The organism is Streptomyces sp. GESEQ-35 (assembly GCF_017948485.1).
Classification (GTDB): domain Bacteria; phylum Actinomycetota; class Actinomycetes; order Streptomycetales; family Streptomycetaceae; genus Streptomyces.
Map to the genome: position 1 here is coordinate 741,957 of NZ_JAFFSX010000001.1, position 13,616 is coordinate 755,572.

At 69.8% G+C, this 13,616-nt stretch carries 14 protein-coding genes and 3 pseudogenes; 3 read left to right on the forward strand and 14 right to left on the reverse strand.

Features of this window, described 5'->3' with window-relative positions; translation table 11 throughout:
- Positions 1-115 precede the first annotated feature (115 nt).
- On the reverse strand, positions 116-1,021 hold the full coding sequence (locus tag KCH87_RS03270) for an AraC family transcriptional regulator (protein ID WP_210583866.1): 906 nt from the start codon (positions 1,019-1,021) through the stop codon (positions 116-118).
- A gap of 128 nt (positions 1,022-1,149) precedes the next feature.
- On the opposite strand from KCH87_RS03270, the pseudogene KCH87_RS48790 reads away from it, so the two are divergent.
- Positions 1,150-1,328: pseudogene (locus tag KCH87_RS48790) on the forward strand (IS1380 family transposase); the annotation flags it as partial.
- 140 nt (positions 1,329-1,468) lie between these two features.
- Here KCH87_RS48790 and KCH87_RS48795 read toward each other — a convergent pair.
- The 13 genes and pseudogenes from KCH87_RS48795 to KCH87_RS03335 form a co-directional block, all read right to left on the reverse strand.
- Positions 1,469-1,795: pseudogene (locus KCH87_RS48795) on the reverse strand (PP2C family protein-serine/threonine phosphatase); the annotation flags it as partial.
- 205 nt (positions 1,796-2,000) lie between these two features.
- A pseudogene (locus KCH87_RS03280) lies at positions 2,001-2,180 on the reverse strand (ISNCY family transposase); the annotation flags it as partial.
- A gap of 61 nt (positions 2,181-2,241) precedes the next feature.
- Positions 2,242-2,691 (reverse strand): DUF1931 family protein, encoded by a 450-nt coding sequence (locus KCH87_RS03285; RefSeq protein WP_210583867.1) that lies wholly within the window; start codon positions 2,689-2,691, stop codon positions 2,242-2,244.
- 397 nt (positions 2,692-3,088) lie between these two features.
- Entirely contained in the window at positions 3,089-3,625 is a 537-nt protein-coding gene (locus KCH87_RS03290; protein ID WP_210583868.1) for a phosphate-starvation-inducible PsiE family protein, read from the reverse strand.
- A gap of 589 nt (positions 3,626-4,214) precedes the next feature.
- Positions 4,215-5,054 carry an SDR family oxidoreductase gene (locus tag KCH87_RS03295; protein ID WP_210583869.1) on the reverse strand — a complete coding sequence of 280 codons (840 nt, stop codon included), beginning with the start codon at positions 5,052-5,054 and terminating at the stop codon, positions 4,215-4,217.
- Positions 5,023-6,252, reverse strand: a complete 1,230-nt coding sequence (locus tag KCH87_RS03300; protein ID WP_210583870.1) for an FAD-dependent oxidoreductase — start codon at positions 6,250-6,252, stop codon at positions 5,023-5,025. Before KCH87_RS03300 ends, KCH87_RS03295 begins: the two co-directional genes overlap by 32 nt.
- Positions 6,249-6,446, reverse strand: a complete 198-nt coding sequence (locus tag KCH87_RS03305) for a ferredoxin (RefSeq protein WP_210583872.1) — start codon at positions 6,444-6,446, stop codon at positions 6,249-6,251. The genes KCH87_RS03300 and KCH87_RS03305 overlap by 4 nt, the downstream gene beginning before the upstream one ends.
- Positions 6,447-6,493: 47 nt before the next feature.
- Complete coding sequence (locus tag KCH87_RS03310) at positions 6,494-7,735, reverse strand: cytochrome P450 (RefSeq protein WP_210583874.1); 1,242 nt, start codon at positions 7,733-7,735, stop codon at positions 6,494-6,496.
- Positions 7,736-7,943: 208 nt separating this feature from the next.
- A complete protein-coding gene (locus KCH87_RS03315; RefSeq protein WP_210583876.1) occupies positions 7,944-8,669 on the reverse strand; it encodes a response regulator transcription factor in 726 nt (241 codons plus the stop codon).
- 22 nt (positions 8,670-8,691) lie between these two features.
- Positions 8,692-9,198, reverse strand: coding sequence for a MarR family winged helix-turn-helix transcriptional regulator (locus tag KCH87_RS03320; protein WP_210583877.1), 507 nt, complete (start codon positions 9,196-9,198; stop codon positions 8,692-8,694).
- A 100-nt stretch (positions 9,199-9,298) separates the two neighbouring features.
- Positions 9,299-9,949 (reverse strand): TetR/AcrR family transcriptional regulator, encoded by a 651-nt coding sequence (locus tag KCH87_RS03325; RefSeq protein ID WP_210583878.1) that lies wholly within the window; start codon positions 9,947-9,949, stop codon positions 9,299-9,301.
- Positions 9,950-9,951: 2 nt separating this feature from the next.
- Positions 9,952-10,944, reverse strand: coding sequence for a cytochrome P450 (locus KCH87_RS03330; protein ID WP_210583879.1), 993 nt, complete (start codon positions 10,942-10,944; stop codon positions 9,952-9,954).
- 159 nt (positions 10,945-11,103) lie between these two features.
- Positions 11,104-11,793: a TetR/AcrR family transcriptional regulator gene (locus KCH87_RS03335; RefSeq protein WP_210583880.1), complete on the reverse strand. Its 690-nt coding sequence runs from the start codon at positions 11,791-11,793 to the stop codon at positions 11,104-11,106.
- 113 nt (positions 11,794-11,906) lie between these two features.
- Here KCH87_RS03335 and KCH87_RS03340 point away from each other — a divergent pair, with 113 nt between their 5' ends.
- Positions 11,907-12,656, forward strand: coding sequence for an SDR family oxidoreductase (locus tag KCH87_RS03340; RefSeq protein WP_210583882.1), 750 nt, complete (start codon positions 11,907-11,909; stop codon positions 12,654-12,656).
- A gap of 34 nt (positions 12,657-12,690) precedes the next feature.
- Positions 12,691-13,593: an SDR family oxidoreductase gene (locus KCH87_RS03345; RefSeq protein WP_210583884.1), complete on the forward strand. Its 903-nt coding sequence runs from the start codon at positions 12,691-12,693 to the stop codon at positions 13,591-13,593.
- Positions 13,594-13,616 lie beyond the last annotated feature (23 nt).

The window sequence follows — 13,616 nt, forward strand, 5'->3', positions numbered from 1 at the left end:
TTCGCGTCCCGGAATCCGTGGAAAATCCCGGTACCCCCATGCAAACAGCGCCACGAGCTCTGTGCCAGCAAGATCCTCTCGCGTGGTTGCACGATCCTCTTCGCTCAGGCGGTTTTTACGGCAGTGCAGCGGCAGCGGGACCGGCTCCGCCACGCATGCGCTCCGCGTCAATGCTGGGCGGGGCACCGAATTGACGCCGGTACTCGCGGCTGAACTGAGAGGGATTGTCGTATCCGACGCGGTGTCCGACGCCGGTGATGTCATTCGGGCTGTTCACCAGCAGCAGTCTCGCCGCCTGTAGCCGGATGTGTTTCTGGAACTGGATCGGGGTCATCGCCGTTATCGACTGAAAATTCCGGTGGAAAGCAGAGACGCTCATGCCGGAAAGCTTCGCTACCTCCTCGACTCGGAACGGCTGGGTGTAGTTCTCCCGGATCCACTGCACGGCACGTCTGATGTGCGTCAGGCTGCTGTCGGCCAGGCCGAGCTGGCGCACGGCGCCGCTTTGTTCCCCGGTCATCAATCGCCAGAGAATTTCGCGCTTGACCAGCGGAACCAGTGCATTCCGGTCCTGTGGCCGGTCGAGCAGGCGCACCAGCCGTACGACAGCGTCGAGCAACTCGTCCGGGGCATCGCTGACCGCGATGCCCGGGGGTGCGGTGCCGGGGGACCTCGGTAGGTCCCCCGGCCCGGCCTGCAACAGCAGCTCCGCGATCACAGCAGGTTCCAGAGTCATCCCGAAACCGAGCGTGGGGCGTCCCGGGGCGGCGTCGATGAAATGCCCCGTCACCGGGAGGTCTACCGAGGCGATGAGGTACTGACCAGCGCCGTACTCGTAGACGCGGTCTCCGAGTGCCAGACGCTTGCGGCCCTGGGCGATGACCGCCAGGACCGTGCCGGACATGGCGGACTCCGGCGGCACGGCATGGTCGGCCTTGCAGATCCGGACACCGTCGATGGCAGTGGTCAAATCGGGACGCACATGCCGTTCCAGCAGGTCGCGAAGCTCGCCCAGAGACATGTTCCGATTGCAGCACACAACCCTCGGCGACCGTCGACAGCGAGAGGAATGTGCAAGAACTCGCGAGTCTCGTCAAGACTGAGACTTTGGACAACGCCGACAAGGCCCGGGCAGCGTTCCTCACCCACCTGCGGGCCGGCTCCGAGGTCGCCGAGTTGACCGGCATGGTCGATCTGACGGCTGTCCCGACGGCACAAGAATCATCGTGCGGCGCGAACGCCCGCACCCCGGAGCCCAGTTGGCGCTGTTCGACCTCGACGAGGGCATGCGCCACCAGGCCTTCCTCACCGACACCCGTGATGGTGAGGGATCCGTGCAGTATCTGGCTGGAACTGTCCCTGACCGCCATCGGCCTGCTCGCCCGGACCCGGACTCTCCTGCTGGATCCACCGACGTCAACGTCTCCAGGCCGAACTCTTCGCCTGCATCATCGCGTGACTCCACGACGCAGTCTGAGTAGAGCAGTATTCGGTCACCGGGTTCGAGGCTGACGTCGTGCACCTGACGGGCGGTCCCGGCGAGACTGGCGGGCAGACCCAAAGGAGGCTCAGCTGGCCGCTCCAAGGCCTTGTGGAGCAGGCGGTGGCGACGGATGAGCAACGGAGGCGGGTGGCCGCAGTTGCACCAGCGCAGCACACCGGTGGGCATGTGCAACTGGGTGAAGATGCCCGGGCAGAACTGCTCCGGAAGCCACTTGGCCAGCGCCTCGTCCACGGTGCCGGCGAGGTCGTTCAGGTCTGCCCCGCTGCGCCGGGCGTTGCGGCAGCCTGCCATGGCGACAGCGGCGTAGCTTGAGCCCGTCCAGGGTGCTCATGTTCAGCTCCACGACGCCCAGCCGCTCCGCTCCGTCGGCCAGGGGCAGGCATACGTTCAGCCCGCCGGAGGGGCCTTCTTCCACTCGGACTTCCTGTCCATGCCTTCGATGATCCCTGCGAGGTCGAGCCGCCACAATCCGAGCTCTCCGACGCGCGGGATGTGAGCCGATCGACCTGGGGTGCTGGGGCTTGCCCTTGCGGATTGGTCGGGCATCGGGATCGGCTGACGACACGAGCCGGTCGGGGATCGTGCGGATCCCCGCAAGCCGCACAGCGGTCTGCTCCAGCAGCCGGCGGATGCCCGCCGCGGTCTCGGCCGGCTCACCGACCAGGTGCGTCAGCCGAGGTAGCAGAGCGCGCTGACGCTGTTGGGCCGTGACCTGCACCGCCTGGTCCGGTCGCCACTCACAGCAGGAGGTCGAAGACGGCTCGGGCCTCGCCCCAGTGCTGGGTCTGGGGGTTCTTCAGGTCGGGGTGGAGGATCTTGAAGCTCTGGGCAAGGGCCAGGCTGAGTCCGCCGATGATGTCCGGATAGGCCGCCTCGGTCTCCTCGTCGGGCGTGCGGTCCAGAGCGGGGTGGGTGGCGAGCTGTTCCAGGATCGGCTTGAGTTCTACATCCTGGTCGATCTTCCGGAAGTGGTGAATGCTCTCTTGCAGGCCTTTCGTGACCGGTAGGTCACAGGTCCGGATGATGTCGCGCCCGTTGGCCTTGGCAGTGGCCTGGGCGACGGTCAGCAGGTCGTAGAGCTTGGCGTCGACGAAGTCGCTGTAGCGCTTGAGATCGTTCTTGTCGACGTCCAGCCCCGCGGCCGCGCGGAAGAACCTTTCGAACCTGGCGATGGACATCACGGTCATGGCGGCAACCTCCGGCTGCGGGCGCCGGGGCGGCTCCCGGCCCCTGGGCTTCCCCGTCAGCCTGGCCGACGGGGGCGCGCGAACGCATGCGCATGTCGGGCCCAATTGGCCTCCCCGTATTGCCCTGCCAGGCCCAGGCGTCCGACTGCCCGGGTGGTCGGACGGGCGTGCGGATCGACAGCAGGGTGAACACCGCGTCGCGGAGCGGTCCCACGTGAGGGGTGACCCCCAGGTGTCGCTGCTCATGAGGCCGAACGCCGTGGTGGCGAACACGCCAGGGAGCGCTCGGGAGAGGCCGGTGAAGAGCAGCCAGGGCCGGTTGACGCGGACCATCCCTCGGCTCCGCTCGCGAGGAGCAACGGGTGTGATGGCGGCCGTGGCTGCGCAAGGTGACGGATCAGGACCTGCGCACCGGGGTGGGTGACGGCTCCGGCGACGGGGAGCGCCGCGCCTCCTGAAGCGGGAAGTAGTCTCCCGGCCGCGTCGAGCGTCGCCACACGTACACCGCTGTCGCCATCACGAGGATCAGCCCGGCCAGGATGAGCAGTTCGATCCCCTCGACGTTCCACCGGAAGGACTTCTCCGCCTCGGCCGTCACGATGAGCACCTTGCGGATGCCGGCAATCAGGCCGACGACGAGGAACGGCTCCGCGTCGAGGGTCTGGTTCCGGATGGTGAGGCGGACGGTGTGGAGCAGCTCGGCCACGATGAACAGCACAAGGCCGTTGTCCAGGGCAGAGAGAACGACCGTCTCCTCGCGGTACGGCCCCTGGATCGACCTGATGACGTCGTGGACGACCTCGACGGTCAGGATCCCGGCGAGCAGTACGAGGAGCGCCGCGACGACGAGGTGGATGCCGTCCTCGATGAGCTGCAGGAGGCCCTGTACCCGGCCGCCCTCGATCTTCGGGAGAATGGGTCGCACAGTCAGCATGCTAGGGGTGCCCCGGCCCGCAGGCGCGTCGTGCTGCCGAACGGGTGGACGGGCGGATGGCTCCCTGTGGTGGCAGTCCGGGGGTAAGCGGCGAGGCGCGACATCTCCGAGGCCTGCCGGCGGCAGGAGGAGAGTGTACGAGGCAGCCCGACGCGGACATGAACGGCAGGAACCTGCGGCTCGTCCTGGTCGCCGACCTGGACCCGCCCTTCGAGATGGCCCCAGGGTGGACGGTGTCGGCCCGGACGCCCTGGTGAAATGATGACGATGCTGCCGCCACCCTCGCGGACCGCCAGGAACCCGCTGGCCACGTCGAGTGAGAAGACCCTGTTGAACTCTTTCATCGTGGTCTCGACGAGCGGTTTGCCGACCGGCCCGCGCCATCACCGAGTCGACGAACGCCGACCCGCACCCCGGTTGCCTCCAACGTGCCCGGTTCCTGCCGGTCGCACTGCTCCCGACGCCGTCCGGGCAACTCGTCCTCCGGGTGCCGGGAAAAGGCCTCCGCCACGGATCAGAGGCCCTTTCCAAGGAAGAGGCGCAGGTGCGGCAGACGAGCCGAACCGTACGCCGGATTCTGCCGTGCCGGTCACGCCACGCGGTGCCTGCGGATCCAGGCTGCCTGGCCGCCGTCGACAAGCAGGTCCGTGCCGTTGACGTACAGCGACTCCGGGCCGGTGAGGTAGGCCACCGCGGAGGCGATCTCCTCCGGTGTCCCGGCCCGGCCCGCGCCGCAGGCCTCCAGCATCTTGAGCATGTGCTCGCCGGATTCCGAGTCGGCCTCGGCCTTCGCCATCGCCGTGGAAACCACCCCGGGACTCACCGAGTTGACCCGCGCACCGCGCCGGCTCCAGGCCTGCGCGGCGGCCTCCACCCGCACGTGGTTGGCGCGTTTGGAGAGGATGTACGCCATGATCCCGTCGTCTCCGACGGCGGCGACGGCGTCCATCCCGAGGAGTTCCTCCGCGGGCGCCGTGGCCAGTACGGCCTCCTGCTCCCGGGTGAGGGAGGAGTAGTGACCGGCCATGCTGGACACGCACACCATCGCGGTGCCCCGGACGGCCACGGGTTCGAAGGCGTCCAGCACATGGACCGTGCCGACGATGTTCACTTCGAGGATCGTGCGGGCCGAGGCCATCGCCGCGGAGACGCCCGCGGTGTGCACGACCGCCGTCAACCGCCCGGCGTCGGAGGCGGCTTCGGCGAGCCGCTCGACCGACGCCCGGTCGCACACGTCGACGACCATGCCCTCGACCTCGTACCCCTCGGCACGCAACGCGTCGACGGCACGGTCGAGTTGGCCGCGTGAGGCCTCGGCGAGGAACAGCGTGCGGCCGCTGCCGAGCCGGCGTGCGACCGCCGTCCCCATCCCTCCCGCCCCCGTGACAACGACGACGTCACGACGCTCTGTGACTGGGGATCCCGCCATGGACTGCCTCCTTCGGTTCAGCCGCGGCCGATGCCTCGGCGGGTACGGTTTCGCGCCAGTCGGCACCGGACGCGATCGCCTGCCGCCACTGCCGGATGGCCCGGGGCGGCATACCGACCGCGAGAACGCCGGACACCCGGTCACCGGTGCGGTACACGGCCAGGAAGCGGCGTTCCGCCAAGTCGCCGTCCACCACGGCGACTTCGTCGTGGCCACGCAGGAACCCGTACGCCTGGATCTTCATGTCGTACTGGTCGGACCAGAAGTACGGCACCGGCGCGAACGCCTTGCGGCCCTGGAGGTTGAGCAGGTTGCGGGCGGCGGCCATGCCCTGTTCGGCGGCATTGGTGCGGTGCTCGATGCGCATCGCGGTGCCGAACAGCGGGTTGTACCAGCGGGCGACGTCACCGGCCGCGTATACGTTCTTCGCGGCCTCGCAGTACTCGTCGCAGATCACGCCGTCGCCCACGGTCAGCCCGCTGCCGTCGAGCCACTCGGTGTTGGGCAGCGAGCCGATCGCGACCAACACCTCGTCGGCCTCGACCACTTCACCGTCGGCGAGCCGCACGCCGTCCTCGGTCACCTCGGTGACCGTGACCCCGCAGCGCAGGTCCACCCCCCGTTCCCGGTGGGCCTGCGACAGGACGTGGCCGACAGCGGTGCCGACGGCGTGCGCCAACGGCACCGGCGCGGGTTCCAGAAGCGTCACCCGGGCGCCGAGACGCCAGGCGACGGCGGCGGCCTCCGCGCCGAGGAAGCCCGCGCCGACGACGACCAGCCGCCGGCCCGGACCCAGCCGGTCCCGCAGCGTCAGGGCGTCGTCCAGCGTGCGCAGCACATGCGCGCCCTCACCGGGCAGGCGGCGCGGTCGGACCCCGGTGGCCAGGATCAGACCGTCGTACCTCACCTCGGAACCGTCGGCCAAGTGCACGGTGCGTTCGGGGAGTTCGAGGCGGATGGCCTCCGCGCCGAGACGCAGGTCGAGGCCGAGGGCAGCCAGGTCGTCGGGGGCGCGCAGGTCGAGCCGTCCGGCGTCCCACTCCGAACTCAGCAGCTGCTTGGACAGCGGCGGACGGTCGTACGGCAGGTGCGGCTCTTCGCCGACGAGGGTGATCGTGCCGTCGTAGCCCTCGCGGCGGAGCGTCTCGGCCGCCGCGAGGCCGGCGGCCGAGGCTCCGACGACCAGGATCCGGTTCACTGCTCCACCAGCCGGATGGCGGCGGCCGGGCAGATCGCGGCGGCTTCGCGCACTTCGTCGTGGAGGTCGGCGGCGGGTTCCTCGTCGAGGAGGATCGCCACGCCGTCGTCGTCCCGCTGGTCGAAGACGTCGGGAGCGGCCATGACGCACTGTCCCGAGGCCACGCACTTCGGTTCGTCGAGTTCCACTCGCATGGTTGGTTCCTTCGTTCGTGGGGGCGCTTGGCTGTGCAGAGGGTCGGTCACCAGGCAACAGGCAGGCACTTGACGCCGTACGTAGTCCCGGTGTGGTCGAAGGCGAGCTGCTCGATCGGCGCGGCCAGGCGCAGCGTGGGGACTCGGCGGTACAGGGTGCCGTAGACGACCTGGAGTTCGAGGCGGGCGAGGTTCTGGCCCAGGCACTGGTGCGGGCCGTAGCCGAAGGCCTGGTGCTGGCGGGCGGCGCGGGTGATGTCGAGCCGCTCGGCCTCGGGGAACGCCTCGGCATCCCAGTTCGCGGAGTGCAGGTCGAAGATCATGCCCTCGCCCTTGCGGATGACCTGGTCGCCGATCTCGATGTCGTCCTTGGCGACCCGGCGCACTCCGGTCTGGACGATGGACAGGTAGCGCAGCAGCTCGTCCACCGCGCTCGCGATGACCTTCGGGTCGTCGGTGTCGCGGAGCAGGGCGAGCTGGTCGGGGTTCTCCAGCAGGGCGAGCGTGCCGAGGCTGATCATCGTGGCCGTGGTCTCGTGGCCGGCGATCAGCATGGCGACGCCCATGCTCGCGGCCTCGGCGTGGGTCATCTCGCCCGCCTTGACCTTGCCGCCCATCTCGGACACCACGTCGTCGCCGGGGTGTTCCATCTTCTCCGTGAGCAGGTCGGCCAGGTACTTCATCAGCGCCCCGCTCACCTGCCGCACCTCGGCCGGGTCCGCCGAGCCGTCGAGGACGAGGCTGCTGCTGCGCTGGAAGAAGTCGTGGTCCTGGTACGGCACTCCGAGCAGCTCGGCGATCACCAGCGAGGGCAGCGGCAGCGCGACCGCGGTCAGCAGATCGGCGGGGTTCGGACCGTCCAGCATGGCGTCGATGAGATCGTCGACGAGCTTCTGGATGTAGGGCCGCATGGCCTCGATCCGCTTGACGATGAACGGGGCGTTGACCGAGCGGCGCAGCCGGGTGTGCTCGGGCGCGTCGGTGTTGGTAATGAGGCGGGGCGTGTGGGGTGCGATCTCGGCCCGGTGCGCGTTGACGTAGGGGAAACCGGGGTCGAGGTCGTCGTCGCTGACCCTCGGGTCGGTGAGCAGGGCGCGCTGGTCCGCGTGGCGGGTGATCAGCCACGGGGTGGCACCGTTCCAGATCCGCACGCGGCTGATCGGTTCCGTCTCACGGATGGGGTGCACCGCCGGCGGCGGCGCGAGGGGGCACCGCGCGTCGCGCTGCATGGGATAGGCGGGTACCTCCGCGGCCGCGTCGGACGGGGTGCCGGTCAGGGTGTCGGCCATGGCTCTCCTCGGTGGTGGGGGCTCCGTCGGGGCGGAGCGCCGGGATCAAGTCGTCGAGGCCTCGATGAGCACATGCAAACAGGCCGGGCTGACTCCTTCCGGTCAGTTACCTGACAGAAGGCTGACGTGACCCGGATCACACCCCACCGGTGCCCAACTTGCGTACAGCACCCGGGACTTGACCGAGCTCAGACCTCTCGGAGGCCCGTCAGGATCCCGCCTCCTCACGGCCGAGCCAGTAGCCGAAGCCCCGCCGGGTGTGAATCAGCGTGGGCGCGTCCTGGTCCACCTTGCGCCTGAGCCGGGAGACGAGTTGCTCGATGGCGTTGTCGCCGCGGAAGTCGCCCCAGACGTAACGGCCGATCTGCTCCTTGGACAGCACCCGGTGCGCGTTGACCAGGAGGTAGCGCAGGAGCCGGTACTCCGCGGGCGTGAGGTCGAGTACGCGCGTCCCGCGCCGCGCCTGGCACAGGGTGTCGTCCAGGGCCAGGTCCTGGTGGCGCAGGGCGCCGTCACGGACCCGTACGGGGCCGGCGCCGCGCAGCAGGACCTGGGCGCGGGCCAGGACTTCGGCCACCCGGAAGGGCTTGGTGACGTAGTCCCGCTCCCCCAGGCCGAGTTCCGGCAGGAGGCTGTCGAGGGTGTCGTAGGCCGTCAGGAACAGGACCGGCGGGCGGTGCTCGGCGGGCGGCCTGCGTGCCCGGCCGAGGCCCGGAACGTCCGGCAGGGTCGCATCGAAGACCACCAGGTCGAACTGGCTCTCCAGGACCCGGGCGAGCGCCGCGGCCCCGCTGTCGGCCGTGCTGATGCGGTAGCCCGCCAGTTCCAGCGTGGTCGACAGGAGTTCGGCAATGTCCGGTTCGCCGGCGACGATCAGGACGTGCTGACCGGACCCGCGGGCAAGCGCCGGTTTCTCGCTGGTGCTTCCGTACATGGACACGTCCGGGCCCCGTCCGTCAGTCCGTGGGGGTGTCGGGCGCCTGGCCCTCGTCGACGGCGTACGCGAGGAGAGCGTCCACCATCCGCCCGAAGAGCAGGGCCAGTTGCCGCAGCTCCTCCGGCGACCAGTCGGCCAGGGCCAGTTGCATGCCGCGTGCGCCGATGTCGCGGACGCGGGCGACGGCGTCCGCGCCGAGCGGTGTCAGCCGTACACGCAGGGCGCGCCCGTCGTCGGGGTCGGGGACACGTACGACATGACCGGATCTCTCCAACTGCTGAACCTGCCGGGTGACATGGGATGCCTCCACGGCGAGTTGCTGGGCCAGCTCCCCCAGCCGCAGCGGCTCCGAGTCGGCGAGCCTGCGCAGCAGCGCCACCGCGGCCCGGTCGAGCGGCACGCCGGCCAGGGCCGCCAGCACGGCATGCCGCCGAGCGCTGGCATTCAGGTAGGCGGCACGGGTGAGGGCCCGCTCGATCTCGATCGCTTCCAGTGACGGAGCGGCCGTCGGCGGTAAGGGAAACATGCCGATCACCCTAACCCCACTGCTTGCCTTACTCAAGTAATTCGGCTCGGATTGCTTGACTCAAGTAACGCATATGTGCTTGCCTGACTCAAGTAGCACGTCACGGGCTCGGCGTCACAGGTGCCCGCCAGATACCGACGACCGCGTCGGTCAGCCCGGTCGCGGCGTCGTTCCAGTTGGCCCTCGGGGTGGGAGCCTGCTCGGCGAGTGCGCGCTCCCGTTCGGCGGAGATGTGCAGGATCAAATGGCGTGCCATGTCGCCGCGTTCGGCGCGCACGTCGGGCGGCAGGTCGGGCAGACAGCGCCGCAGACCATCGATGATCTGCCGCAGCGAGGGCGAGCTGAGGGACTCCTCCATCATGATCTCGTACAGCGTGGGGTCGGTCATCACCTGGGCGCAGAAGCGGGCATACCAGGTGGGACTGCCGAGTGCCGCGAGATGTTCGGGCACGGGCCGAACCAGGCAGTCCACCCAGTCGCGTACGTCGGTGGAGGCACCGATCCCGGCGAGCAGCCGGGAGCGGATCTCCTCGATGCGTCCGTCGTGCTTGCGGACGATCGCGCGGACCAGGTCGGCCTTGGTGCCGAAGTGGTAGCCGACCGCGGCGTTGTTGCCCTGACCGGCGGCCTCGCTGACCTGACGGTTGGACACCGCGTACACCCCGCGCTCGGCGAACAGCCGCTCCGCCGCGGTCAGGATCAGCTCCCGGGTCGCGTTGACCTGCTCCGCACGTACCGCCCTGCCTGCCATGATCACCACTTCACCGGGACTTCCCTCAGCCCTCCGACGGCCAGTCCCTCGAGCCGCCGCAGGTCCGCCGCGTCGACGGCGAGTTCCAAAGACGGAAGCCTACGCAAGAGCACGTCGAGGACGGTTTGCAGCTCCGTGCGGGCCAGCGCCTGTCCGAGGCAGGGGTGGGGTCCTGCGCCGAGGGCGAGATGAGCGTTGGGCGAGCGGTCGAGGGTCATCTCCTCGGCGGCCTCGAAGGCCGTTTCATCATCCCGGTTGGCGGCGGCCATGCTGCACATCACGGTCGCGCCGACCGCTAACGTCGCGCCGCCGACCTCGACGGTCTCACTGATGCAGCGGGGCATGCCGACCCCGGCGTTGGCGTCGAGCCGGAGCGCCTCCTCGACCGTCGGCCGGATCAGCTTGCGGTCGGCGGGCAGCCTTTCCCAGGGTCGCCGGTCGGCGAGCAGCATGGCCACCATCTTGCCGATCATGTTCGCGGTCGTCTCGTGCCCGGCCACCAGCAACGCCTGGCCGGTGAACACCGACTCCCGCTCGGAGAGCCGGTAGTCGTCGGGCTCCACCGCCGTGATGAGCTCGCTCGGCAGGTCGTCCGCGGGTTCCTTGCGCTTGGCAACGACGTACCCGGTCAGGTAGCCGGCGAACTCGTCCTGCGCCGCGTCGGTCTCCGCCTGGGTGTACCGGATCAGGTTGAGAAGGGCGTCGGACCAGCGGGAGAAGCGGTCGCGGTCGGCGCCCCTGTTGAACACTCCGCCCGACTCGCTGTCGGCGATCCTGGCGGCGTCGTCCGCGTCCAGCCTCCTGCTGAACCGCCCGTCGGAGAGCACCTCACGGACGTCCGCGTATCGGGTCAGCAGGGACGCCTCGTCTCCGCTGGGCAGGGTCACGCGCGCCACAGGGCACTCCCGGCGCAGCCGATCCCACTCCTCGGGTGCCCCCAGCGCCGTAGGTCCGTACATCGGATAGGTGAGCTGCTGGTCGGCACTCGACTGCATGAGTGGCTCCTCAGCCGTGGGGGGGATCGGTGCACCACCAGACAATCGAGCCCCGCCAACTCAGTCAAGCAGTTGACTTAACATTGGCCGAGACGTGCCCTGCCGGGTGGGCTCTCCGGTCGGGGCTCGTCCAGCCACCTCCAGGGGACCGCTGACGCGTCACGTCGCGGAGAGCTTCTCCAGCCACTGCTGGAGCAGGGCCGCCTCCGCCGCGGTCAGTTCCTGCGGCTGTTCGGCCCGCAGCCGGGCGGCGAGCGTGGCGGCCGCCACCGGGACGGCTCCGTCCTCTCGGCGTACGGCCGAGTCGGCCGGGCGGGTCAGCGAGTCGATCACGGAGTCGCGCAGCCGGGCCGAGAACTGCGGATCGGGGTACTGCTCGGGCCGGGTGAGCATCGACAGCGCGGCCCCGACGTTCGCCGACATGATCACCTGGGTCGCCAGGGCGGGCGGGACGGTCAGCCGTCCGGCGGCCGCGCAGCGCTCCAGGATGCCGTGCAGCAGGTCGTGGGCCTCCTTCGCCGCGGCGGGCGGTGCGGTGAGCTCGGGCGAGTACATCAGGCGGTAGTGGTTGGGGTGGTCCAACGCGAACCGCAGGTGGTTGTCCCAGCCGCTCTTGATGTCGGCGACCGGGTCGCCGCTGGGCCGGGCCGCACGCTTGGAGGCGAGGTACTGCTCGAATCCCCGGTCGACCACGGCGGACAGCAGCCCCGCCTTGTCGCCGAAGAGCCGGTAGAGCATCGGCGCGCCCACTCCTGCGGCCTCGCACACCGCGCGCGTCGAGACATCGGCGACCGACGCCTCGGCCAGCAGGTCCGTGGCCGCTTCCAGGATCTTTTCCCTCGCATCCATGCGTTCACAGTACGCCATTCGTAGCACTGATACGAGTTGCAGGTTACCGTCGCTACGAATCCATGTTATCGTCGATACGAAATGAACGTAGCAGCGCTACGAAGGGATTCGTCATGACCACTCCGCACCGGACAGAGCAGCGTGTCGCGATCGTCACCGGAGCTTCGCGCGGCATCGGACGGCAGGTCGCCCAGCAACTCGCCGCCGACGGGTTCGCCGTCGTCGTCGGGTACGCGGGTAACAAGGACGCGGCCGAGCAGACCGTGCACACCATCGAAGCCGCCGGAGGCACGGCCGTCGCCGCCCGCGCGGACGTCGCCGACGAGACAGAGGTCGCCGCCGTGTTCGACCTGGCGGAAGCCACGTACGGCGGGATCGACGCGGTGGTGCACGCGGCCGGCCGGATGGCCCTCTCCCCCGTCACGGAGCTCGACCTCGACGAGCTGGACGCGCAGTACCGCACCAACGTCCGCGGCGCCTTCGTCGTCGACCAGCAGGCCGCGCGCCGACTGCGTCCGGGCGGCGCCCTGGTCAACTTCTCGACCTCGGTCGTCGGACTGCTCTTCCCCGGCTACGGCGCCTACGCCTCCGGCAAGGCAGCGGTCGAGACACTCACCCGGATCCTGGCCAGAGAGCTGCGCGGCCGTGATGTGACCGTGAACGCCGTCGCGCCCGGCCCCACCGCCACCGACCTCTTCCTCGACGGCAAGGACGAGGAGACCATCGCCCGTCTCGCCGCGCAGCCTCCACTGGAGCGCCTGGGCACGCCGCAGGACATCGCCTCCGTCGTGTCCTTCCTGGTCAGCCCGGCCGGCCACTGGGTCAACGGGCAGGTGCTGCGCGCCAACGGCGGCATCGTCTGACCCCCCATCGCCTCTCACTCCCCAAGGACCAGTCATGAACGACAGCAAGGTCGTCCTCGTCACCGGCGCCTCCAGCGGCTTCGGCGCCCTCACCGTCCGCGCGCTCGCCCGCGGCGGCCACACCGTCTACGCGGGCATGCGCGCCCTCGGCACCCGCAACGCGCAGGCCGCCACCGACCTCGCCGCATACGCCACCGAGCACGGCGCCGACCTCAGGGCCGTGGAACTCGACGTGAGCAGCCAGGACAGCGCGGACACAGCCGTCGCCCACGTCATCGAGGAACAGGGCCGTCTCGACACCCTGGTGCACAACGCGGGCCACATGGTGCTGGGCCCCGCCGAGGCCTTCACACCCGAGCAGTTCGCCGACGTCTACGACACCAACGTGCTCGGCGCCCAGCGGGTCAACCGGGCTGCGCTGCCCCAGCTGCGTCGCGAGGGCCAGGGTCACCTCGTGTGGATCGGTTCCTCCAGCACACGCGGCGGCTGCCCGCCCTTCCTCGCCCCCTACTTCGCGGCCAAGGCGGCGATGGACGCCCTGGCCGTCAGTTATGCCGCCGAGCTCATACGGTTCGGGATCGACACGACGATCGTGGTTCCCGGCGCCTTCACCTCCGGCACGAACCACTTCGCGCACGCCGGCTCCCCCGCCGACTCCGACCGGGCCACCGCCTACGACGCCCGTTACAAGGCGCTGATGGACGACGTCAACGTACGGCTCGCCGGGCTGATCCCACCGGACGCGGACGTCTCCGAGGTCGCCGACGCCGTCGTGCGCACCGTCGAACTGCCCTCCGGGCAACGGCCGTTCCGGGTCCATGTCGATCCCAGCCGCGACGGCAGCGAGGTGGTCTCCGCGGTGGCCGACCGGATCCGGGCGGAGTTCTTCCGCCGGGTGGGCCTCGACGACCTGCTCACACCCGCGAGCAGTCTGTAGGCAGCGCCGTTCAGGGGAAACAG

Coding starts and splice junctions, on each gene's coding strand:
- KCH87_RS03335 (WP_210583880.1), bottom strand. CDS start 11,793: ATGGATGCGAGGGAAAAGATCCTGGAAGCGGCCACGGACCTGCTGGCC.
- KCH87_RS03345 (WP_210583884.1), top strand. CDS start 12,691: ATGAACGACAGCAAGGTCGTCCTCGTCACCGGCGCCTCCAGCGGCTTC.
- KCH87_RS03315 (WP_210583876.1), bottom strand. CDS start 8,669: ATGTACGGAAGCACCAGCGAGAAACCGGCGCTTGCCCGCGGGTCCGGT.
- KCH87_RS03340 (WP_210583882.1), top strand. CDS start 11,907: ATGACCACTCCGCACCGGACAGAGCAGCGTGTCGCGATCGTCACCGGA.
- KCH87_RS03290 (WP_210583868.1), bottom strand. CDS start 3,625: ATGCTGACTGTGCGACCCATTCTCCCGAAGATCGAGGGCGGCCGGGTA.
- KCH87_RS03305 (WP_210583872.1), bottom strand. CDS start 6,446: ATGCGAGTGGAACTCGACGAACCGAAGTGCGTGGCCTCGGGACAGTGC.
- KCH87_RS03330 (WP_210583879.1), bottom strand. CDS start 10,944: ATGCAGTCGAGTGCCGACCAGCAGCTCACCTATCCGATGTACGGACCT.
- KCH87_RS03285 (WP_210583867.1), bottom strand. CDS start 2,691: ATGACCGTGATGTCCATCGCCAGGTTCGAAAGGTTCTTCCGCGCGGCC.
- KCH87_RS03310 (WP_210583874.1), bottom strand. CDS start 7,735: ATGGCCGACACCCTGACCGGCACCCCGTCCGACGCGGCCGCGGAGGTA.
- KCH87_RS03320 (WP_210583877.1), bottom strand. CDS start 9,198: ATGTTTCCCTTACCGCCGACGGCCGCTCCGTCACTGGAAGCGATCGAG.
- KCH87_RS03295 (WP_210583869.1), bottom strand. CDS start 5,054: ATGGCGGGATCCCCAGTCACAGAGCGTCGTGACGTCGTCGTTGTCACG.
- KCH87_RS03270 (WP_210583866.1), bottom strand. CDS start 1,021: ATGTCTCTGGGCGAGCTTCGCGACCTGCTGGAACGGCATGTGCGTCCC.
- KCH87_RS03325 (WP_210583878.1), bottom strand. CDS start 9,949: ATGGCAGGCAGGGCGGTACGTGCGGAGCAGGTCAACGCGACCCGGGAG.